The sequence below is a fragment of the Prevotella sp. AM42-24 genome (genome assembly GCF_003461825.1).
GTDB lineage: Bacteria > Bacteroidota > Bacteroidia > Bacteroidales > Bacteroidaceae > Prevotella > Prevotella hominis.
This window is the reverse complement of sequence record NZ_QTXV01000048.1, coordinates 1-22,223: the sequence shown is the minus strand read 5'-3', so window position 1 is coordinate 22,223 and position 22,223 is coordinate 1. Positions and strand designations below refer to the sequence as shown.

Annotated in this window: 27 protein-coding genes; 16 read left to right on the top strand and 11 right to left on the bottom strand. The window is 44.2% G+C overall.

The window, feature by feature from the left end; all coding sequences use genetic code 11:
* Both DW917_RS12595 and DW917_RS12590 read right to left on the bottom strand, forming a co-directional pair.
* The coding region (locus DW917_RS12595) for a leucine-rich repeat domain-containing protein (RefSeq protein WP_199545558.1) at positions 1-1,493 on the bottom strand (1,493 nt) is incomplete at its 3' end.
* A 117-nt stretch (positions 1,494-1,610) separates the two neighbouring features.
* Entirely contained in the window at positions 1,611-2,690 is a 1,080-nt protein-coding gene (locus DW917_RS12590) for a leucine-rich repeat domain-containing protein (protein ID WP_118119246.1), read from the bottom strand.
* Positions 2,691-2,958: 268 nt separating this feature from the next.
* Here DW917_RS12590 and DW917_RS12585 point away from each other — a divergent pair, with 268 nt between their 5' ends.
* On the top strand, positions 2,959-3,483 hold the full coding sequence (locus DW917_RS12585; protein WP_118119244.1) for a hypothetical protein: 525 nt from the start codon (positions 2,959-2,961) through the stop codon (positions 3,481-3,483).
* Positions 3,484-3,703: 220 nt separating this feature from the next.
* Here DW917_RS12585 and DW917_RS12580 read toward each other — a convergent pair whose 3' ends face one another.
* The 8 genes from DW917_RS12580 to DW917_RS12545 form a co-directional block, all read right to left on the bottom strand.
* A complete protein-coding gene (locus DW917_RS12580) occupies positions 3,704-5,044 on the bottom strand; it encodes an OmpA family protein (RefSeq protein WP_118119242.1) in 1,341 nt (446 codons plus the stop codon).
* Between the two features lie 49 nt (positions 5,045-5,093).
* Positions 5,094-6,551 (bottom strand): MobV family relaxase, encoded by a 1,458-nt coding sequence (mobV, locus tag DW917_RS12575; protein ID WP_118119240.1) that lies wholly within the window; start codon positions 6,549-6,551, stop codon positions 5,094-5,096.
* A gap of 266 nt (positions 6,552-6,817) precedes the next feature.
* The gene (locus DW917_RS12570) at positions 6,818-7,732 is read right to left on the bottom strand and encodes a hypothetical protein (RefSeq protein ID WP_147344182.1); all 915 of its coding nucleotides are present in this window, start codon (positions 7,730-7,732) and stop codon (positions 6,818-6,820) included.
* 58 nt (positions 7,733-7,790) lie between these two features.
* Complete coding sequence (locus tag DW917_RS12565; protein WP_118119236.1) at positions 7,791-8,288, bottom strand: hypothetical protein; 498 nt, start codon at positions 8,286-8,288, stop codon at positions 7,791-7,793.
* Positions 8,289-8,301: 13 nt separating this feature from the next.
* A complete protein-coding gene (locus tag DW917_RS12560) occupies positions 8,302-8,712 on the bottom strand; it encodes a hypothetical protein (RefSeq protein ID WP_118119234.1) in 411 nt (136 codons plus the stop codon).
* The gene (locus tag DW917_RS12555; protein WP_118119232.1) at positions 8,702-9,064 is read right to left on the bottom strand and encodes a hypothetical protein; all 363 of its coding nucleotides are present in this window, start codon (positions 9,062-9,064) and stop codon (positions 8,702-8,704) included. The genes DW917_RS12560 and DW917_RS12555 overlap by 11 nt, the downstream gene beginning before the upstream one ends.
* The gene (locus tag DW917_RS12550; RefSeq protein ID WP_094880475.1) at positions 9,065-9,520 is read right to left on the bottom strand and encodes a hypothetical protein; all 456 of its coding nucleotides are present in this window, start codon (positions 9,518-9,520) and stop codon (positions 9,065-9,067) included.
* A gap of 12 nt (positions 9,521-9,532) precedes the next feature.
* Positions 9,533-10,411, bottom strand: a complete 879-nt coding sequence (locus tag DW917_RS12545) for a hypothetical protein (protein ID WP_233524730.1) — start codon at positions 10,409-10,411, stop codon at positions 9,533-9,535.
* 1,037 nt (positions 10,412-11,448) lie between these two features.
* Here DW917_RS12545 and ltrA point away from each other — a divergent pair.
* The 15 genes from ltrA (at position 11,449) to DW917_RS12475 (ending at position 21,795) form a co-directional block, all read left to right on the top strand.
* Positions 11,449-12,711: a group II intron reverse transcriptase/maturase gene (gene ltrA, locus DW917_RS12540; RefSeq protein ID WP_118119230.1), complete on the top strand. Its 1,263-nt coding sequence runs from the start codon at positions 11,449-11,451 to the stop codon at positions 12,709-12,711.
* 187 nt (positions 12,712-12,898) lie between these two features.
* The gene (locus DW917_RS12535; RefSeq protein WP_118119228.1) at positions 12,899-13,528 is read left to right on the top strand and encodes a recombinase family protein; all 630 of its coding nucleotides are present in this window, start codon (positions 12,899-12,901) and stop codon (positions 13,526-13,528) included.
* Between the two features lie 22 nt (positions 13,529-13,550).
* The gene (locus tag DW917_RS12530) at positions 13,551-14,354 is read left to right on the top strand and encodes a YqiA/YcfP family alpha/beta fold hydrolase (protein WP_118119226.1); all 804 of its coding nucleotides are present in this window, start codon (positions 13,551-13,553) and stop codon (positions 14,352-14,354) included.
* 16 nt (positions 14,355-14,370) lie between these two features.
* Complete coding sequence (locus DW917_RS12525; RefSeq protein ID WP_158570147.1) at positions 14,371-15,006, top strand: HAD-IA family hydrolase; 636 nt, start codon at positions 14,371-14,373, stop codon at positions 15,004-15,006.
* A 4-nt stretch (positions 15,007-15,010) separates the two neighbouring features.
* Positions 15,011-15,388 carry a YccF domain-containing protein gene (locus DW917_RS12520; protein WP_118119222.1) on the top strand — a complete coding sequence of 126 codons (378 nt, stop codon included), beginning with the start codon at positions 15,011-15,013 and terminating at the stop codon, positions 15,386-15,388.
* A 67-nt stretch (positions 15,389-15,455) separates the two neighbouring features.
* Complete coding sequence (locus DW917_RS12515) at positions 15,456-16,019, top strand: flavin reductase family protein (RefSeq protein ID WP_118119220.1); 564 nt, start codon at positions 15,456-15,458, stop codon at positions 16,017-16,019.
* Between the two features lie 75 nt (positions 16,020-16,094).
* Complete coding sequence (locus DW917_RS17255; RefSeq protein ID WP_158570145.1) at positions 16,095-16,247, top strand: hypothetical protein; 153 nt, start codon at positions 16,095-16,097, stop codon at positions 16,245-16,247.
* Positions 16,219-16,734 carry a pyridoxamine 5'-phosphate oxidase family protein gene (locus DW917_RS12510; protein WP_118119219.1) on the top strand — a complete coding sequence of 172 codons (516 nt, stop codon included), beginning with the start codon at positions 16,219-16,221 and terminating at the stop codon, positions 16,732-16,734. The genes DW917_RS17255 and DW917_RS12510 overlap by 29 nt, the downstream gene beginning before the upstream one ends.
* Positions 16,735-16,757: 23 nt before the next feature.
* On the top strand, positions 16,758-17,618 hold the full coding sequence (locus DW917_RS12505; RefSeq protein WP_118119217.1) for an aldo/keto reductase: 861 nt from the start codon (positions 16,758-16,760) through the stop codon (positions 17,616-17,618).
* Between the two features lie 44 nt (positions 17,619-17,662).
* The gene (locus DW917_RS12500; protein WP_118119215.1) at positions 17,663-18,343 is read left to right on the top strand and encodes a DNA alkylation repair protein; all 681 of its coding nucleotides are present in this window, start codon (positions 17,663-17,665) and stop codon (positions 18,341-18,343) included.
* Between the two features lie 220 nt (positions 18,344-18,563).
* Positions 18,564-19,127, top strand: a complete 564-nt coding sequence (locus tag DW917_RS12495; protein WP_118119213.1) for a hypothetical protein — start codon at positions 18,564-18,566, stop codon at positions 19,125-19,127.
* Entirely contained in the window at positions 19,124-19,999 is an 876-nt protein-coding gene (locus DW917_RS12490; RefSeq protein ID WP_118119211.1) for a nucleotidyl transferase AbiEii/AbiGii toxin family protein, read from the top strand. The genes DW917_RS12495 and DW917_RS12490 overlap by 4 nt, the downstream gene beginning before the upstream one ends.
* Positions 19,992-20,804 carry a metallophosphoesterase gene (locus DW917_RS12485; RefSeq protein ID WP_118119209.1) on the top strand — a complete coding sequence of 271 codons (813 nt, stop codon included), beginning with the start codon at positions 19,992-19,994 and terminating at the stop codon, positions 20,802-20,804. The genes DW917_RS12490 and DW917_RS12485 overlap by 8 nt, the downstream gene beginning before the upstream one ends.
* A gap of 2 nt (positions 20,805-20,806) precedes the next feature.
* Positions 20,807-21,244, top strand: coding sequence for a ribonuclease H (locus DW917_RS12480; protein WP_118119208.1), 438 nt, complete (start codon positions 20,807-20,809; stop codon positions 21,242-21,244).
* Positions 21,245-21,348: 104 nt separating this feature from the next.
* Positions 21,349-21,795 (top strand): PepSY-like domain-containing protein, encoded by a 447-nt coding sequence (locus DW917_RS12475; protein ID WP_233524729.1) that lies wholly within the window; start codon positions 21,349-21,351, stop codon positions 21,793-21,795.
* Positions 21,796-21,854: 59 nt separating this feature from the next.
* Here the strand turns inward: DW917_RS12475 and DW917_RS12470 are convergent, their stop codons facing one another.
* On the bottom strand, positions 21,855-22,055 hold the full coding sequence (locus tag DW917_RS12470; protein WP_118119206.1) for a hypothetical protein: 201 nt from the start codon (positions 22,053-22,055) through the stop codon (positions 21,855-21,857).
* Positions 22,056-22,223 lie beyond the last annotated feature (168 nt).

The following is a 22,223-nucleotide window of genomic DNA, read 5'->3' as shown; positions in this document are numbered from 1 at the left end:
TAAAAAGCACTATCACCTATGCTAGTAACACTAGAAGGGATGACTATCTCTGACAGAGAACGACAACCATAAAAAGCATCTTTACCTATGCTAGTAACACTAGAAGGGATGACTATCTCTGACAGAGAAACACAATCATGAAATGCCCAATCACCTATGCTAGTAACACTAGAAGGGATGACTATCTCTGACAGAGAACGACAACCCCCAAATGCATGATCACCAATGCTAGTCACACTAGAAGGGATGACTATCTCTGAAAGAGAATCACAACCCCCAAATGCACATTCACCTATGCTAGTAACACTAGAAGGAATGACTATCTCTGACAGAGAATCACAACCAAAAAATGCCCTATTCCCAATGCTCGTAACACTAGAAGGAATGACTATCTCTGACAGAGAATCACAACCAGAAAAAGCACTATCACCTATGCTGGTAACACCATCAGAAATAACAACGCGCAACGAATCGCATTTATAAAATGCACTATGCCCAATGCTCGTAACACTAGAAGGGATGACTATCTCTGAAAGAGAACTACACCATAAAAATGCACCTTCACCTATGCTAGTAACACCATCAGGGATAACAACGCTACTCAAAGAAGTGCAACCATAAAATGCCCTATTCCCAATGCTCGTAACACTATCAGGAATAACTATATCTGTCAAAGAAGTGCAATCCCTAAATGCCCGTGCCCCAATGCTCGTAACATAATCCGGAATGACATATGATGTAATGTCTTTGTCTCTAAACGAGATAATTGTACTTTTGTCTTTGTTAAACAACACACCATCTTCAAAGATAAAATTCGGAGACAAACATTTCAGTTCGCCATACCAACCGCAAAAGAGATTACCTTTAATGCTGACAACACTTTCTGGAATAACAAGGCTACTCAAAGAAGTGCAACCCCTAAATGTACTATCCCCAATGCTAGTAACACCACCAGGAATAACAAGGCTACTCAAAGAAGTGCAACCCATAAATGTATTATCCCCAATGCTAGTTACACTGTCAGGAATAGCAATACTGGTCAAAGACGAACAACCATTAAATGCACCTTTACCTATGCTAGTAACACTAGAAGGAATAGCAATACTGGTCAAAGAATAGCAATTACCAAATGCACCATCCCCTATGTTAGTAACACTATCAGGAATAACAACGCTACGCAAAGATTCGCAGCAAAAAAATGCACTATCCCCAATGCGAGTTACACTGTCAGGAATAACAAGACTCTTCAAAGAAAAGCAACCACTAAATGCATTATTACATATTATCCTTACCCCCTCTTTAATAGAATAAGTACCATCAAGTTTTTGTGGAGCTTTCAATAGTTTTCTTCCATCTTTGCTATATTCCACACCAAATTCATCCGTAATGGCCTCTTTTAATAACTCTGCATTCGTTGCTTCGGTGGACATATCAAGATTATCACTAACATCTTGATTTGCCTTTACATATTCTGATATTGTTGGATACTGCATAACTTATAAAATTATTAATTCATTACATCTTTTCTGAAACTATCTGTCTGAAAATTGTCTCATGGTTCTGTTACAAGAACCAGACTGCTAAATCTCCTATAATAGCCCCTATCATAGTTACCAAAATATTTTATCACCGAAACGGGAACTTAATTCCTGTTTAAGATCGTTTGGGAAATTGCAAAATTGAAATGCCTTATCCCCAATACTAGTAACACCCTCTGGAATAACAAGGCTACTCAAAGATTCACACCACCCAAATGCATTATTTCCAATGCTGGTAACGCCATCAGGAATAATAATGCTACGCAAAGAAAAGCAAAATTTAAATGCATTATTTCCAATGCTAGTAACACTGTCAGGGATAGCTATATCTGTCAAAGAACGGCAATATTGAAATGCCATTTCCCCTATGCTAGTAACACTAGAAGGAATGGCAACTTCTTTCAAAGAAGTACAACCAAAAAATGCACCAGTCCAAATGGTAGTAACACTGTCAGGGATAGCTATATCTGTCAAAGAAGAACAATCCCTAAATGCCCAATACCCTATGCTAGTAACACTGTCAGGAATAACTATGCTACGCAAAGATTCGCAACATTTAAATGCACTATCCCCAATGCTGGTAACATAATCAGGAATGGCATATGACTTGGCTTTTTTGTCTCTAAACGCGATAATTTTGCTTTTGTCCTTATTGAACAACACCTTATTGTCATAAATAAAGTAAGGTGACAAACATTTCAGTTCACCATTCCACCTGCAAAATGGATTACCATTCAAGTTCACTACACTTTCAGGAATAACAATACTGCTTAAAGAAAGGCAATCACCAAATGCCCAATCCCCAATACTAGTTACACTATCGGGGATAACAAGACTACACAAAAACCAGCAACCAAAAAATGCACTATCCCCAATGCTAGTAACACTGTCAGGAATAACTATGCTACGCAAAGATTTACAGCCTATAAATGCCCTATCACAAATAATCTGTGTCCCCTCTTTTATGGAATAAGTACCGTCAAAATTTTTTGGAGCTTTTAGCAATTTTCTTCCATCTTTGCTGTATTTCACACCAAATTCACCTATAATGGCTTCATTTAACTCTTCAGCCGTTGCTTCGGTGAACATATCAAGATTATCACTAGCATCTTGACTTGCCTTTACATATTCTGATATTGTTGGATACTGCATAGCTTTTACATTTAATTATTCGTTTCATTTTGCCGTATGAATATACGACGTGGCAAAAGTACACATTAAAATTAAAACCGACAAAAGAAACTGCAGAAAATTGATTAATCATTGCTTATTATTTCTATTTCGATGGAAATATATGAGAGAAAATCCATTTCTATGTTCGTTATGATTCTTGAAAAATCGCCAAGCTTTGAGGATAGAGGTGGAGAAATTCTCCACCTCTATCCTCAAAAGATTGGTCTATATCGGGGGCTTTTGGAGTATGGTTAGAAAATTGCAGTTACAGTTGTACACTGGTAAATACTATAATTCTATTGAAGAGTTGACAGAGGAAGAATGGAAGATTCTTGATAGTGTCGGGTATGGAAATCTCTTTCCGTTAGAGTTACCTAGTACATTAAAAAAGAAAATATATGTTGATGGGCATACAGGTATAGAGCGTAATCAATATGAGGATATTGTTGATAGAGTTAGCTATCAAACCCTTCAAAGAAAATTTCAGTCATTCTGTAATTTAAAGGCTATCTTTGAAGCGTATGGTGAACCTGATGTCGTGTTCATTTTGTCTTGGAGTGGCTCTGAGAAAATATTTTTTGAAGGATTGGATTACGAAAGTAAAGCCGAATGGTACGAGCATGGCTTACGTGCAGTTTATTTGAGTAAGACGCACAAAACGAAAGTGATTTGGACTAGTCATCCTAACAGATTTCGCTATTTGGGCACTAATCCACAAAAGATGTGTCAATATCTTAGTGATACTTATAAGGCTTTGACTGGATTGCATTAGTTTCAAACAAGGAATATGAAGTGGAGGATAATCTCCACCTTTTATTCAAATACAATTCTGTATCTTTCTAAAACAAGATTAGGGAGTTTACTCCTCACGAGCAAACTCCCCATGGTGTATGAGAGAAGAATTTTAGTGCTTTTACTCAAAAGCTACATTCAGTATATATTATGTATATATGTGTACTTGTATTCACGTATTCATGAATACACGTTTAAGCCTATTTCAGCAACACAACGGTTGTGAATCGGTTTGCCTCATTCGCCGCATATTTGTCGATTCCGCCTAAGTTGTAGGCTTTGATCTGGCTCTTATCTACACCTCGCTTGATGAGTGCCTTGGCTATGAACTTGGCACGTCGCTTACCCAAATCCTGGTTGCCGGACTGAGTACCAGTAGCACTATCGGCTGCACCGGATATTTTAATCTTCAGGTTTCCCTGCTTGGTCATCTTCGCAATGTCGTCGAGGTTCACGAGCTGTGACTTGTCAACCAATTTATCAGTGTTGAGCTTGAAGAAGAAATACACCGGAACACCAAGGCTTACTTTCAGGTGGTCAGAAGATGAAAGGGAATCTGAGCAATAGCCATCAGCATGACCTGCCATGTTGCCATCACCGCTGCCCATTGCCCCTGGCTTACTGTTGCCATTCATCGAAAGTCGGGCACGGAGGGAGTTGAGACCACTGTAGTTGTTTTTCGGATAGACGGTCTTGCCATCGTCATTTCCTGCAAGTCGCTTTTCCAGATGAGCATTCTTATCCCTCATGTAGGCAATGTAATCCTGGAGGGCGAGATTCTGCTCGATGTAAGGAGTTGCATCCACTACTCGCTTCCACCCTGTCTTGCCTATCGTGAAGGACAGACCGGCTGATACGGAAATCATGCTGTCGCCGAACTTGGTTGAAGTTCCGATGCCGTCGAAGTTCCTGGCGGTCAGCATTCCACTCACCTCTCCTACGAGATGAACACGGTCGCTGATGCGGTAACGGGCTTCCACACCATAGGTGAAGGCAAACGGATGACTGCCACTCGAACCACCCTGGCAGGTACAGTTGTTGATCCAGTCGGAATTATGGATCATGCCGACACCGACGAATGGAATCACATCCCAAAGAGGGATTCCGCTTTCGTTCTGACGGATGCCAGACGTGATGTTGTACAGAAAGTCTGCATGGACAAACTGATACTTCATCATATGGAACTCTGCGTTCTTGAAGCTGAGTCCCTGAAATCCTATTCGTCCACCGATTGCGGGCGTGAACCATTTGCCGACTCCTATCTGCAAGAGAGGAGTGACACGGTCGAACACGTCACCGCAACCAATGGGCGTCCCAAGAAAAGCTGAAGCCCCGCCCTTTGCTTCTATAAACCAATTTCTACCCCAGTTGGCTGCTTCGCTTGCATGCTTGAGATATGTAGGATTAACAGGCATGAGCATCTGCTCCTGACTGTATGATTTCTGGATATAAAGACTGTCAGAACTCTGTCTGGCAGTTTGTGCCGAAGCTGTCATTGCAACCAGACACATCATTGTTATTGATAATATTTTCTTTCTCATGTTGTTGTCTTTGATGATTGATTACTTGCGTAAACAAATGAGCATGGTGTTACATCTTCTTTCTTCTTCCGACGGACGGAGCGCACATCTTGCGTGCCATTGCCAGGCATCTTCTTGCCCACTCCCTATCGTCTTCGTCCGGTCGCTTGCCCCATCCTGAGCCTGGGCTGCCGCCCCCACCTCCATGCGTCTGTGCGATGGTCGTGGCATCATCCACGAAACCGCACACAAGGTTCAAGGCTACCTTGACAACATGGTTGCCGTCTTCAGCCAACTGACAGAGAAGTGTGCCGTCGAAGTCGAGTTTCACGCTGTCAGGGAGATTCGGGAAGCGAATGGCAAACTCATGTGCCATGGTGTCGAGCATCACTCCGTTGAGATGGTAGCTCATGTTGTGCGCCCAGGAAAGTTCAGACTGGTTGGCTTTGTCTTCCAGTTCACTGGCCTGCTTCTCTATCTCTTCCTTGTCCTTGCGGAGGGTGTCAAGCAACTGGTTGGTCTCAGAAAGCTTCTTCTCCTTGTCTGCCAGTTTATCTTCCACCATTGCCTTCTGCTGTTCAAGGCTCTGAATCTTACGGGCGATGTCGGCACTGATGTTGTCGCTGTTGGCTTGCAAGGCTCTCAGCGGTTGGAGTTCTGCTTCGAGGCGGTTGATTTCAGCCTTCAGATTCTCTATCATAGAGGTAAAGGATTTCTGCTTCTTCTGGGCAATGGAGAGTTCCACGTTCAGATCTTCGAGGGCTTTCCGGGTGTTTAACATCTGGGCTTCGAGCGTCATGCACTCGTTGGCGAGCCATCGTCGATACTCTTCCGTTGAACGGTGACGTGCTCCTGTCTCTGCTATCGACACCCCTCTCGTGAGTCCCCATTTCTCATTGACCTTGGCAAGTTCATCGTGCAGGGCAAGAAGATAGTTCTTGTAATCTATACGGTTCTGGCCATGGAAGATTTTCTTGAAGGCGAACTTCTTATCCTTATCAATTGGAAGAAGCGCACAGTGGACATGCGGATTCTTCTCATCGCAGTGGACGATGAAGGAGACGATGTTTTCCTCTCCATATTTATCTGCCACAAAGCGGTAGATGTCCTGTGCCCACTGCTCTATTTCTGGCATTCTACGGATATGCTCGTTACCACCCTTGCTTTCAAAATCTACCTTCTGATTGCCAAAGGCAAGCTCTCGCATACGTTCCGTTGAACCGCTGAAGATGAAATTCACCACGGTTCGGAAACGTGGCTCTGCCAGTCCTTCGTTGGGGTCTTTAATGCCACGTGAGGCAAGATTTTCTGCCATACGCCTGGTAAGCGGACGGCTCTTGTCTATTGGGGCGACCATGCCACCTGGACGGATCTCGAAGTTGAGATGCTCACGGCTACGGTCGTAGTTGCCTTCACGCATGGCCTGGTTCCATCCCTTCTCCGTCCAGTCTCTCAACTCCTCGTTACCTACCGAAGCAAGACCTTTAGTGACTTTGATGTCCATGACCTGTTTTGATGATGTTCCCATATCGTATTTTTTTCTATAGTCCTTACTCCAGGAGCCTTTTTCAGTCTTGGCAACACAAGGAAATCTGACCCAGCTTGCTGTTTATCTGGTCAGCCCTCCCGACTACTTCAGTAGGTCGGGGTATTAGGCTTCCCAAGACTGAAAAAAAGTGGCACGTGCAAGCACGCTGCCTCACGTTGCTTGAAATCATTCAGCGATGTGCTAACGGGCGTCCTGATCGCCATCAGCGTGCCTCGCATGGAATAAGGGGAATATGACTGTTGTTTTTAATCGTCGGAAGATTCCGCAGGTGCTACCTTTTCGGATGGCTCCCTGGCCTCAGTAAGAGGACGAGGGGGATTCACATAGTAGTTGGATGCGGAGCAGCAGATGTAGTGCTCGAAGATGCAATCCAGAAGTACTATCTCCGCTTTCGAGTATCGGGTTGCCACTTCGTCCATATAACTCGGCTTGGTGTTGCCACTGATGGCTTTAGCCAGAATGCCAAGAGAATCTATCACTTTGTGCCAGTCCCAGACATGGTCTTTTCCGAAGAGCAGGCTCACGGAATCTGAAAGTTCCTCAGGCAGTTCTTTCTCCTGATTGAGATAACGGAGAATGGAAACTGCCAGTGAATCAAACACCTGGGCCTGCTGGTTGAGTACACGCCTGGCAGGAATGCCCCCATATCCTTCCTGCTTGGCCATGTTCATCTTCAAGTCGTAATAACGGCTGTAGGAATCGGCCACTTCCTTGGCAGTGGATCTGCCTTTGATGAAGCGGATGAACTGCATGGCGCAGAAATCGAGGATGTCGTCCGGACTCTCGATAAGAAGAGAGAGACGTTGCTCCAGGTTGACAGAGAAGATGAAGCTCTTGGAGTATGGCTCTACGGAAAGCTGACCAAGTTTGGTGAGTCCGGAGATAAACTGGCGAACCGTGGCACGCTGCCATTGCCACTGACGGGCAAGTTCGGAAATGGTGGCAACAAACTGGCCGGGCAACAGCTGGAGGGCTCCATCGGTTCCCGGAGACTGATAGGCTCCTGATGATGCTTTCGAAAGCAGGTCGCAGTAGGCTTCCAGCTTGCTGTAACGTTCCTCTGCTTTCGGCTTCAGAAACTCCAGCAACGAACGGTCAACACCTCTGCATCTGTCTGCTTCGGGTGTCTGTTGATTGGGGTGATGAGTCATTTGAGTCATTTTTGATTTTGGAATGTTGAGCAAGTGGATATGATTCTGTGCCAGTTGCAGGTGGCACCTAATAGTAATTTCTGATAATCAGCGCAAGCAGATCCTTCGGGTTGTTGATGGTTTCAGAATGGCTTTTCATGCTGAGCACTTTTCCAGATGGATAGAAGACTGCTGCCACGCTGACGGTAAAGAGGAACAGGGACATGCTGTTCATATAAGGTAAGGCGTAGCAAACCATCAAGAGCAGCAAGGTGGCGAACCACAGTCTTTTCCTCTCATGCAATAGATGGAAGGTGCTTTCTGCGATTCTTCTGTTCAGAAGCACCAGGGTCAGGAGTGTTGACACTACGACTGAGAGATTGGGTGCCGTTACATGGCAACACCAGTTGACGAAGATAAGCATCAGCACGACCAGGTAGGCATAGAGATTTCTTGCACTCTGAAACATGGTCAGTTTCCACATAAACCGCTTCATGAATCCATATTCCTTCCTGTAAAGACAGAAGAACGCTGTCAGCAGGAGGAAGGGAAAAGCGAACCGGATGAGGGTTAATATCTGTATCATATATTCCTTTATTTTACTTGTTATTACCTTTGTCGAGTGATTTAAGACGCTCTGCAATTCTGTTATTTAACTGGATGTTATAACTGGGCGACATCTGGTCTATTATCGGGTCTTTCGCCAGTTCTTCATCAGCTTCGATGAGAAGACGGAGATAGAGATCCACATTTGAATTATGGTCTAACTTCTTTGTAGGCATGGCTGCAGGCGATTTGCCATGAGGCTCTATCGGCAGCATCGTATCAGGGTCGATGTCATCTGGCAACTGGTAAGCCGTCTGAATGCTTCGCATTACGAAGACGCAGAAGACTATCATCAGTCCTACAATCGCCTTGGCCATGATGTTTAAATCAAAGAACATCAGAACAAGCACCATTACCAGGATGGCTATTATATAGAATGTATATACTTTTCGTTTAGTACTCATAATCGCTTAATTCAAGTTTGATGATTCCGAAGGATGCTTTCTCTATAATGTATTCGACATCACGCTGGGTGAGAGTGCCCTTCTCTACTCTACCCTTGGCGCTCGGATCTTTTCTACAAAGAGCTGCCAGACCCTGGTTCAAGTCGTATTCATTGATTTTCCAGGTTCGCTTCTTTCTGAAAGAGTAATGATCTCTGTAACTCTGGAGCGAAAGTCCCTTGTAAAACAGGGGCTTCAACACCCCATCCTGCAGGATTCTCATCTCTACCAGCAGTTCCGTATCTTTAACTATTATCCATGTTCTGTATCTTTGTATGATGTCTGCAATCAGGTAATACGTCTGTTTGTTCATCTAGAGACCGCAGTTGAAATCATTCATGATCTGTACGTGTTCTCGCTTAGCCCGGAACGTGCCGCGACGCTCGTGCAGCCGGAGGTCTTCAAAAAGATCAGCCGACATGAGTTCGATGGAGTTGTAAATCGTCACATTCAACTCGTGGATGAGTCCATCGGCGGAAGTCTTGCAGTTGATCTTGAACATCCTTTCGGTGACCGGATAGCAGTAGGCGCAGCATTCATGTCCGAACACCGTATGGACTGATGGCTCCAGATGGTAGAGAATGGCAAGGTCGGCATTCATTTCGAACATATCAATCACCTTGTCTATAGGTTGTGGGATATGCACTTCGTAGGGAAGAATGGCATAATCTTCGTATGCCTTTATCTCGCCAATCCAATAATTGTCAATCAGCTCTGGCAACAGCATGGGGCCGGATGCCTTGAATTTGTAGATAGCTTCCTGTAACATGATAATGAAAGATTAGAGGGTTGATATGTAAAGACGCATCAGCTGGGCTGGAATCTTGTTGGACACTTCCTTGTTGACAAGGTGCTTGCCTTCAAGTCTCGTGATGATGGCAGGATAATCCTTGGCGATGTCCGTCATCAGCTGAGCCTGCTCCGGGGTGAGCATGGCAATGGCCAGCGCATCCATCGAGAGATAGGGCTGCAATATCATCCAGAGATAGGCATTGGCTTGGATAGCATCTCTGATTTTTCCACGCTTCAAAGCGTCACGGCAAACCTGGGCGTTGAGAATCAGACGGCGGTCTGTTCGCATCGACATGAGAACGAGTGTCTCAGAAGCTGGCAACTTATTCCTTGAAGCGGATTTGTAGATGGCAGAACAGATGTCTGCCGTATGGTTGGTGATTTCCGTCATTCCAATGGATGAGCATTCGTCGATATGAGCGAGGAACGTGCGGAAATGGCGGTCTTCCTCATGCAGGAACGCCACGAGTTCCTTTCTTGACTTGATGCCATGCGACTTAGTGCTCAGCAGGAACTTGGAGTAGTTGGCCAAGGCTCTGTGAACTTCCAGGTCATAGACAGCCGATTGATCCAAGGTGGCGAAGAACTTGATGGCATTTTCCTTCAGAGAGCCGAGTTCCCTGTTGTCCTTATATAAAGAGGTGTGGAGCTTCACATAAGCCACATCACTCAAAGTACAGTTGCCGGTCATCCCCAGCAGTTCTGTGCGGATGGAGTCTGAAATCAGATCATACTTCATGAAAAGCCCACTGTGCGCATTGAACGAAGGATCCTTCCTGATGTAGTTCAAGACGGTGTCTCCATACTCGTGCCACTGGTTGATGAAGTCTGCAAGATGCTCTGCATCAGAGTCTGAATGCCCTTTCATAGTTTGAAAGAAAGCCTGGTATTGTTTCAACGCATCTTCAGAAGACTTGAAATCATATTGACGACTTCCACTGCATGAGGTGATCATGAGTAAGGCACATAAAAAAAGCAAGTGAAAGAATAAACTCTGCTGAGTTGTTTTTCTTTCACTTGCTTTACTTTCTTTCATTTGGTTTTTGAGACCTGTTGCTGAAGAGTTACCGAGGCAACCGACAAAACTGTTCAACTGTACTGTATTCCTATTATCCATTGGCATGTAATTGAAAATTTTGCGTGCAAAGATACAGATAAAATTCCACATTAACGACACTACAATCAGACTTTAGGTTATTTTATGTTTCATACTCTTTGCAGTATGATTATTGAAGATGCGCTCCTAATTTATAAATTAGGTTAAATCAAGTCTGCTGAACCAACAAAACCAGGCAGTATGAATCCATTTCTGAATATAATTCGTATCTTTGCAGAAGAATGTGTGTCCTGAGACAGAATGAAGTCTGATATTGGCTATATTTGATAAATTTCTGTCGTAACTTCTAAAGAGATGGTGGCAGACCCACCGCATTCGGCATGCAGGTGCTGATTGCAAACCACTTTGTGCTGCTCTGATGGAAACAGATGGGTAGTGAACGACAATTGAAAGCCTTCCGTAAGGTTGGTAAGGTATGTGTCAAGGAGATGAACGCAAGTGAACCATTGATGAAGCATCGTTAGCAAAGTTAGCAAGTCACATCAGAACTAAGGTCTATTCTTCATCTTGGGATAATGGCAGAGGAAACCTGTTTACTGTCTGCTGGGTGTGCGGTGTAGAGATGGCATGAACTTGACATGGGCTCTTTGGAGGAACAGGAGAAATAGACATGGAATGCTAAGGGAAAATGCTGAGAGCCGTGACACGCAAGGCAGAAAGTACTGATGTCCATGTCTGTGGCGGACTACCTCGTAGTAGTGCTGAAGTTTCTGTAATGGGGATGGAGCGAAGGGGGTAGCGTGCTTAGCCAAATTTAAAGTCCAACTTAAGAAATTGAGGATGAAACAATGAATGAGGCAAAACCTTTTGTAATAGACAAGCGATTGGTGTGGGAAGCTTACCACAAGGTGAAGGAAAACAAGGGCAGTGCGGGTATCGATAAGGTTGACCAGAAGACATTTGACAAAGAAATGTCCAAGAACCTTTATAAGATATGGAATCGCATGAGTTCTGGATGCTACTTTCCCAAAGCGGTAAAGCTGGTAGAAATACCCAAATCCAATGGCGGTACTCGCCCTCTGGGCATACCGACGATTGAAGATAGAATAGCGCAGCAGGTAGTAGTATCAGTACTGACTCCCATACTCGAACCTATCTTCAAGGAAGATTCCTACGGCTATCGTCCAGGCAAGGGAGCGCATCAAGCCATAGCCAAGGCTAAGGAGCGCTGTTATGTGACTCCCTGGGTGCTTGATATGGACATCAGTAAGTTCTTTGACACAATCAATCATGAATTGTTGATGAAGGCTATCCGCAAGCATACAGAGGAGAAATGGGTACTTCTATACATTGAGCGGTGGCTCAAGGTTCCCTATCAGACATCGAAAGGTGAAGTGATAGAGCGAACGATGGGAGTTCCCCAAGGTTCTGTGATAGGTCCGGTTTTGGCAAACTTGTTCCTTCATTACGTCTTTGACGAATGGATGTCGCGTAACTATCCAACGATTCCGTTTGAGCGTTATGCTGATGACACCATCTGCCACTGCGTATCGGAGAAGCAAGCCCAGTTCTTGAAAGCTGTTCTAATGAAACGCTTTGAGGAATGTGGATTGAAACTGAATGAGGAGAAGACAAAGATAGTCTATTGTAAGGATAGCAATCGAAGAGGTGACTCGGAGCATATTTCCTTTGACTTTCTAGGCTTTACCTTCAGACCTAGAGGTGCAAGAAACAGAAAGACGGGTCAAAACTTTACTGCTTTTCTCCCTGCAATAAGCAAGAAGTCGATGAAGAGGATTAAAGAAGCCGCAAGGGCTTGGAAACTGAATCGTAAGACTTTTGCTTGTCTGCTAGATATAAGCAATGAAGTTGATACGCAGATTAGTGGATGGATGAACTACTATATGAAGTTTGGTAGATCTGAATTCCGCAAGGTGTTGAATTACATCAATGAGCGACTAACCCGATGGGTGATGCGTAAGTACAAGCGCTTCTCCAAGGGTAAGAAGTTTAGCAAAGCGTATGACTGGCTTGTGGAGTATGCGGCACACAACAGAAATGAGTTTTCACACTGGGTGAAGGGATTTGTACCCTATCCACGTCTAGGTTAATAAAGAATATAAACTAAGAAACAAAAGAGTTAAGTACGAAGAGCCGTGTGATGGGAGACTGTCAAGCACGGTTCCGAGAGAAGGGAGGGTGAAATTCCCTCCACTTACTCGACCGTGCCTAATGCAGGGTTATCCTGCCGCAAAAGGCGCATAACTATCAAGTTATCAGTCAATAAAACATTTTGATATGGCAAAAGTAGGCTACATCATGGCTACATCCCAGTATGACAAACTGGAAGAAGACCGCAAATGGATGAACGAGTTCGGTTGTGTAAGAATCATCGAAGAAAGTGATGATAACGAACGCCACAGACCGCTGTGGAAACAACTGATGGCAGCATTGCAAAGAGGCGATGAACTGGTGATTCCGAAATTTTCCAACGCCTTGCGTGGCAGTCGTGAACTGGCAATATTCCTGGAATTCTGCCGGGTCAAGGTCATTCGCATCATCAGCATCCACGACCGGATTGACTCCAGCAACATCCTGTTTCCGGAAACCAAGCCATCTGACGTATTGGTAATGATGGGTTCCCTGCCCGACGAAGTCCTTGCTCTCAGGAAATCAGCAGAGCATGTAATCAAGCTGCAGGAGAAGATGATTGTGTCCCTGCCTCCTGTTTCTGCCAGCAAGATGCAGAAGCTCGACAGAGAGAAGACTGTGGTGAACCTCTATGTTGCAGGACATCCGATAGATGAAATCTGGAGAGCCAGCGGATTCAGAAGCCGAAGCTCCGTTTTCCGCATTCTCAATAAGCACGGAATCAAACTGAATAGAGGCAATCACTCCGGACCTATCAAGAAAAGAGACACAAAGTAAACAAGACATTGAAGATTAGAGCATGAAGAAGATACTTTTCCTACACGGATTCTTCGCTACGGGCAGCTGTCCGATGGCGAGAGCCTTGAAAGAGGCGTTTGAGGGGACGGCGGTGGTGCTGACTCCCGACCTCCCTTTGCACCCCAAGGAGGCACTGAAGGAGATTCGCTCCATCATCGACCGGGAGCAGCCCGACTTGCTTCTGGGCAACAGCTGCGGCTCTTTCCTCGCCCAGATGCTGGCTCCTGTGGTGGGCATTCCTGCCCTGCTCGGCAATCCGTATTTCATGATGACGGAGTTTCTGAAGGAGCGAATCGGCGAGCATGAATACAAGGCTCCGAGAAGGGACGGCAATCAGCGGCTGGTGATAGAAGAGGCGCTGATTGAGGAGTTTGCGGAGCTGGAAGCCGTGCAGTTTGACCATTGCAACCCCTATTATAAGGATCGTGTGTGGGGACTTTTTGGTGAGCAGGACACCCTGGGTCACTTCTCCCCTCTCTTCCTGCACCATTACAACCAAGCCTTCCATTTCCCTGGCGGTCATACGCCTACAGAGCAGGAGGTGAAGACATGGTACGCTCCCCTTGCCCAGAAAATGATGATGGAGTTTTCGGCAAAGGAAGAAAGATATTTCCAGCACTTCAAGGGCGGCAAATACAAATTCATCCATTCTGCCTTCGACTCCGAGACTCAGGAGCGCATGGTGGTTTATCAGGCTCTCTATGGAGACCAAGCCTATTGGGTAAGACCGGAAGATATGTTCTTCGGGAAAGTTACGAGGGACGGCAGAACTTTCAATCGTTTCACGGAGATAGATAAATTCTAACAACAGGAAAATGAGTATGAAACAGATAGAAACACTTGTCTTTGATTATGGAGGTGTCATCGTGAATATTGATGATGCCTCTGTTGTGAAAGCCATGGAGAGCCTGGGCGTTACGGCGTTCAAGCGGCTAATCCATGTCCGCAAGATCAAGAGACTGATGCACCAATATATCAATGGTCTGGTAGCAGAAGCAGAAACATTGAAAGAGATGCTGAGCCTTTGCCGCAAAGGAACCACAACCGGGGATATTGAGAAAGTCCTGGAAGAGTTGTGTGGCAATCTGCCTGTGGAAAGACTGGAGGCATTGGTCAAGCTTCGGAAGCGGTACAAGGTCTATCTGCTCAGCAACATCAACGACACGCTTTGGCAGAAATCGGTCTGTCTTATGAAGCAGCTGGGATATTCTACAGACGAGCTGTTTGATGAAGTTTTTCTCTCATACGCCATGCGGAAGGAGAAGCCATCCATCGAAATCTACGAAGAGATGACACAGCAGACTGGATTGAATCCTGCCACCACTCTCTATTTCGATGACCGTGCAGAGAATGCCGAAGCTGGCAAGCGATTTGGTTTCCAGAGTGTACTGGTAAAGACCAATCATCTGGAAGAGCATCAGGAATGGCAAGAAATTATCAAGAATATAAAAGAATAATCTTATGCGCATAATAGGAAACTTACTTTGGTGGCTCTTCGGAGGTCTCGAAGCTGCCATCGGTTATTTCACCGGAAGTCTGGCTCTTGCATGTACCATCATCGGCATTCCCTTTGCGATACAGACATTCAAGATTGGTCTGCTCTGCCTATGGCCTTTTGGTTCTACAGTAAGAGAAACGAATAGTCCAACTGGTTGCATTCGCATCCCGTTGAATTTACTCTGGCTGATTTTCGGAGGTTTGTGGGCTTGCATCATGCATCTGTTCTTCGGCTTTCTCTTATGTATAACGATCATCGGCATTCCTTGGGGAAAACAGCATTTCAAGATGGCCGGTCTTTCGCTCGCACCATTCGGCAAGGATGTGGAGTTAGGATTTTAAAGTGATACAGATTGCGCTGATGGCGTATTTACACATGAAAATAATAACAATATAAAGTACGAAGTATATGAAAAGTTTTGCACCAAAGCCGTGGTTTGCACCACAGCCTGTGCTGATTATCGGCACATATAATAAGGAAGGAGTTGCCAACGCAATGAACGCTGCCTGGGCTGGACAGTGGGACATGAAGGAGATTATAATTTCGATGGGAAATCACGTCACCACAGACAACCTGAAGCTTGGTGGCGAGTTTACCGTTGCCTTCGCTACCAAGAAGACCATGGTGGCTTCTGATTTCGTGGGCATTGTTTCTGCCAAGAACGACCCGAAGAAGATGGAGAAGACGGGATGGAACATCGAGAAGGCAACCATGGTCAACGCTCCGGTGTTCACCGATTTCCCGATGACCCTGGAGTGCCGCATCAAGGAGAAATATGACGAAAGCGAAACCGGCTATTATCTCGTTGCTGAAATCGTCAATATTCTTGTAGATGAGAAGTACCTGGCAGAAGACGGAAATCCAGACATGGAGAAGATGGAGCTGATTGTCTTCGACCCTATTCATCACGGCTATATCCAACTGGGCGAGAAAGTCGGCAACGCTTTCTCTGACGGCAAGGCTTTGAAATAATAGCCAAAAATAGAACAGAAAAGCAAGCAAAAGTTCGTTTTCTATTCTAGTTTTTACTATTTTTGCACCATAATAATGGATTTAGAACATATAGGTAACAAATGCGGTTTCTCTGACACCGGAATGCTGAACAGATGTAGCCAGCTTGTGGGTGGCGACAAGGATATGGTTAAAGTATTTAAGTACAAAGGATTAAAAAATGAGAAAGAAATCAAGAGCAATGGATAGTGAGTGGGCTTTGGAAATAATGCACAAGGCTCCGTATATAACGGTCAGTTTTATTGACGAAGAAGGCAAGCCTTATGGTTTACCCCTGTCACTCGCATCAGATGATGATGTGAACTGGTATTTTCATGGTGCCTTGGAAGGCAAGAAGCTGGAGGCAATCAAGGCTCATCCTGAGGTTTGCCTTTCAGCCGTAACACGTTGTGCGCCTACGGTTGGTCCGAAGGACGGCAGTTTCACCCTGCAGTTCAAATCAGCCATTGCATTCGGTAAGGTAGAAATCGTGACCGAGGATGCAGAGAAGATTCATGGTCTCCGACTAATCTGTGAGCGCTTCCTTCCTCAACACATGGATGCTTTCAACCAAAGCATCGCCCGTTCCCTATCACGCACGGCTGTTGTTCGCATCACGCTTACTGAGCCTCCAACCGGAAAGCGCAAGCAGTATGATAAGGAAGGCGTGGAAATGAAATATGGAAGAATGGAATAAATGAACTTTAAAACATATTGATTATGAAGAAGATGAAGTTAAGCAATGGCGTGGAAATGCCGCAACTGGGTTATGGTGTTTATCAGGTGGAACCTGATGAGTGTGAGCGTTGTGTGCTGGATGCTCTCAGCGTGGGCTATAGGATGATAGATACTGCGCAGGCTTATCTCAACGAGGAAGCTGTGGGCAACGCATGGAAGAAAAGCGGCGTGAATCGTGATGAGATTTTCCTCGTTTCCAAGATCTGGCCTTCCAACTATGGCGATGGACAGACCATGAAGAGCATCGACGAGAGTCTGCGCAAACTGCAGACTGACTACATCGACCTGATGCTTCTCCACCAGCCTTACTGCGACCGCTACGGTGCTTACCGTGACTTGGAAAAAGCTTACAAGGAAGGAAAGGTTCGTGCCATCGGAGTGAGCAACTTCTTCCCTGATCATCTCATAGACCTGGCTTCAAACATGGAGATTGCACCGATGGTGAACCAGATGGAGACGCACGTGTTCAACCAGCAGCACGAGACCCGAAAATTCATGGATGAGTTTGGCACCAAGCTCATGGCATGGGCTCCTTTGGCAGAAGGTCAGAACGGAATGTTTACCAACCCTACCCTCACCCAGATTGGCGAAAAATATGGCAAAACTGCCGCACAGGTAGCCTTGCGCTGGCTGCTGCAGAGCGATGTAATCATCATCCCAAAGACTGTTCATAAGGAACGAATGCAGGAGAATCTGAACCTCTTCGACTTCGAGCTTGATGCTGAGGACATGCAGAAGATTGCTGCGCTCGACACCGCCCACAGTCTCTTCCTTGACCATCATAGCGGAGAAACGACCAAGCAGTTTATGGAGTGGAGAGCTGTGGTGAAACCTACAGAATAAGTAACTATCGCTCTAACTAAGGTTCAATATAAAGCAAAGAAATTATGACTTCACTTCAAGAAAGACTGTTCGCCATGCAGGATAAGCATTATGCTGCTTTCCAAGCTAAACTGACACCGGGAGTGCCTGTGGAGAGTTTCATAGGCATTCGTGTTCCTGTGTTTCGCAAGTTTGCAAAAGTATTTACAAAGGAGGCTGAATGCGAGGAATTCCTTCATCAGCTTCCTCACGAATACCACGATGAGAATATGCTTCATGGTCTTCTCATTTCCGAGGTGAAAGACTACGAGGAATGCATTCGTCTGACAGACAGCTTCCTGCCATTCGTGGACAACTGGGCAGTTTGCGACATCATGTCTCCGAAGGTGTTTGCCAAACACAAGGAGGAGCTATTGGCGAAGATCAATACTTGGAGTAAATCGTCACACGTTTATACTTGTCGCTTTGGAATAGAGGTACTTATGTCTCATTACCTGGATAAAGACTTCAAGGCAGAACATCTTGAAATTCCTGCATCCGTAAGTAGCGAAGAGTATTACGTAAAAATGATGGTTGCCTGGTTCTTTGCCACCGCCCTCGCCAAGCAATGGGACGCAACAATTCCCTACATCGAGCAAAACCGCCTTGCTCCCTGGACGCACAACAAGACTATCCAGAAGGCCATCGAGAGCTACAGAATCACACCCGAGCAGAAGGAATATCTGCGGACGTTGAAGATAAAATAAAAGGAAAAATTAGGAATAGGCAAATAACCATGCATTGTCCATTCTATCACCCCGTACAAAAGTACCACACTTAGCAATATTTGTGGTACTTTTGTACTAAAATAGCTATAATACTGTTGAAAGGTATTAAAAATTAGGTGGATTTTAAAAGATTTCCGTACAAAAGTACCACAATTAAAAATATTTGTGGTATTTTTGTACCAAAATTAGAAGAACAATTATGGAAACAAAGAATTCATTCATATCATCTGCAAACGTCAAAGTACAAGGACGAACAGCTTACTACAAGATGCTGGAAGCCGTTCGCCAAGGTGAACTGATTCAGGTTTGCCGTGGCGTATATGCTAACATAGACCAATTGTCAGCATGTATGGTTGATATTGAGTCTATTGTTCCCAACGGAATCCTCTGCCTTTGGTCTGCCTGGAATATCCATCAGCTTACGACATCCTTGCCGCAGGCTTATCATGTCGCCATCAAAAGGGATAGAAAAGTTAAAGTACCTTCATTCCCAAAGATAGAGCTCCATCACTATACTGCCAATATTCTTGAAATCGGCGTGATGGAGAAAGTCATAGATGGATTTCAGGTAAAGGTATATGATGTAGAACGATGCGTATGCGATGCAGTAAAGTTCCGCAACAAGGTGGGCATTGATGTCTGTTCTGAAATCATCGATAACTATCTTTCCAGACCAGAAAGAAATATCAGTAAACTAATGGATTATGCCAGACAATTGCGTGTTGGCAATATCCTGGAAAATTATCTACAAGTGAAGCTATGAGTAAAGAACAAAATAAAAACTACGGGAAGTCAATACGTACAAAATTGCTGAACGTTGCAAGAAAGGAAAACGTCTTTAATCAGACTATCCTAACTCGGTATTTTCAAGAGAGACTTCTCTACAGAATATCACAGACTCATTATAGAGGAAATTTTTATCTGAAGGGAGGTGCACTCATGTATGCATACGAAAAATTTGCGGCTCGTCCGACATTGGATATAGATTTCCTTGGCAATAATATCAGCAACGAAGGCTCTTCTATAATTGCAGCGTTCAGAGAAATTTGTTCTGTGCCATACGAGGAAGATGGCGTAATATTTGACACGGAGCACATTACAGCACAAAATATAACAGAGTTCAAAGACTATCATGGGATTAGGCTCAGCATTCCTGTCAAGATGGACACTATTGCCCAGGTTTTAACAATGGATATTGGTTTTGGTGACGTGGTAACACCTTCCCCAATAGATCTTGATTATCCTGTATTGCTAGAACATCTGCCGAGTGCCAATATTCTGGCCTACTCGCTTGAAACGGTTATTGCCGAAAAGATGCACGCAATTGTGGATCTTGCAGACCAAAGTAGTCGAATGAAGGATTATTATGATCTCTATAAAATCTTGCAGAATGAAAAGTATAATCCTATAATATTACAGGAAGCTATCAAACATACATTTGAAAATCGCCACACTCCTTATAATGAGAACACGATGTTTTTCAGGAAAGAGTTTGGCTGCAATCAGCAAATGCAGATCAGATGGACTGCTTTCATACGTAAAATAACGTCCACTGACATCTTGCCTTTTACTGAAGTGATAGCGTTCTTACAGCAAAGACTTCTTCCGTTTTGGGAGAACATGAAAGATGAATAGCAGAAAATACAATATATATCAGTTTCCAGAATGTAAGGACATAGTTGTTTCTGGAGATATTCACGGCGACTTTAATCTCCTCGTGAATAAAATTTGTGTGCAATATCAAATGCGGAACACGTTAGTTATTGTTGCAGGCGATTGTGGATTTGGTTTTGACAAGAGAGGCTATTATGATAATATGGTGAAAAGAAACGCCAAACGTATGAATGATGCCAATAATTGGATTGTATTCATAAGAGGCAATCATGACAACCCAGCGTATTTTGATGGGAAAAGCTTTAAGCACAAACGTTTCATTGCCATTCCAGACTATTCTGTAATCAACGCTTGCAACCATTCGATTCTCTGTGTAGGAGGAGCCATATCAATTGACCGTACGTATAGGCTTGAAGCATGGAGTAAGGAACAACAAAAGCGGCTACGTTTTGGTAACACGGAAGTCGTTGACGATTTTTCTCCATCATACTATTGGCAGAGCGAATCGCCGACTTATAATAAAGAAGCACTAATGTCGATTTTGTCTGAGCAGAAGGTTGACATTGTTATAACACATACGTCTCCATCCTTCTGCGAATTATTAAGTAAGGAAGGGATAAACAAATGGACTTGCAACGACAAAACTCTGATATCAGACATACAGCAGGAACGTGAAGTTATGAATAGTCTGTATGAAACTCTGAAAGAACATCAGCAGCATGTCACTCATTGGTGTTACGGACATTTTCATCAAAGCAGGCATTCTTCTATTGATGGTACATTGTTCAAGATGCTGGATATTATGGAGTTTTATGAGTTGAAATAATTATGACACAAGATACATTTACATATTACGTTTGGATAGGTGGCTCATGTGATTATGGCCATAAAGAGCGAACTGGTGGTGCTGCCGTTGTGATTGAGCATAACGGCAACATCATCAGCCGTGATGTAATCAGCGACTTGCACGCCACGGAGTTCCGCATGATGCTTACCCTCATGATCAAGGTAATGCAGGAAATCCCAGAAGGCTCCGACATTCTCTTCCTGACCAACGCTGCCTATATTCAGAACTTTGACAAGACTCCAACATCAAAGTCTGCCAACCCGGATTTGATAGTTCAATGCATTGAGGAAAAGAAAAGGCACAACTCTGTCCGAGTCAAGATTGTGCAATATCACAAAAACCCATTGCTGATAGAGACCCACGATAGGGCTACGGAAGCAATGGCCAAGACAAGGAAGGAGTTTCATCAGAAGCCGTAATAGACTTTCTTCTTAAACTTTCAATCAAGATTTGCGTCTAATTCTTAGATGGTGTTTAGAAATCCATCACAACTTAGGTATTATAAAATTTTAATTTGTAGCTTATGAAAAGAATTTTTCGAATATTGATGATTGCCATTTGCTGCATGGTTTCATGCAACATGGTGGCGAATGCGGGCAACGACAAGCCTATTTCTGTAAATGCCCTTCCTGCCAAGGCTCAGACCTTGCTCAATAATCATTTCAATGGTCAGAAGGTGATGCTTGCTACGATTGAGTCGGGTGTTGTCAGCAGAAGCTATGATGTTGTTCTGCAGAATGGTACGAAGCTGGAGTTCGACAAAAAGGGAAATCTTACAGAGATTGACTGCAAGCAGGGAAACGTGCCAGCCCAACTGATTCCGCAAGCCATCAAGAACTACTTGAAGGATAATTATGCAGGACAATCGGTGAAAAAGATTGAAATAAATAAGAATGAATACGAGGTGGAACTGGCTAATGGATTGGATTTGACCTTCAACAAGCATTTCCAATTAATAGATATTGACTGATCAGCAGCTATGTAAAAAGTTACGGAAAACATGAATTATCTCCGTAACTTTTTACATTTTTAGAAATCACATGTATCTGGGTCTGCGCCTATTCTGTCAGCCTTCAGCGATGCGATTTCAAGCATTTCCTGCTGAGAGATGTAAGAAACGCCGTTTCTTGCTCTTGTTTGTTCTGATTGGTGGAAGAAACGCGCATCAATATCTCCGTTAGCATTTGAATGTAGAAAGAAACGCAAAACAAGACCTTCGTTGAATCCCAAAATGACAAGAAACGTGCGTCGAAACCTCCAACAGAAGTTAAAAGTAGCGAGAAATGCTAAATAAAAACACCAACAACCATCAAAAGTAGAAATTGTTTAGCGTTTCCTGCTACATAGGCATCAAAATTGACTTATACTGATATAGATAGACACATTTATGGTTAATTA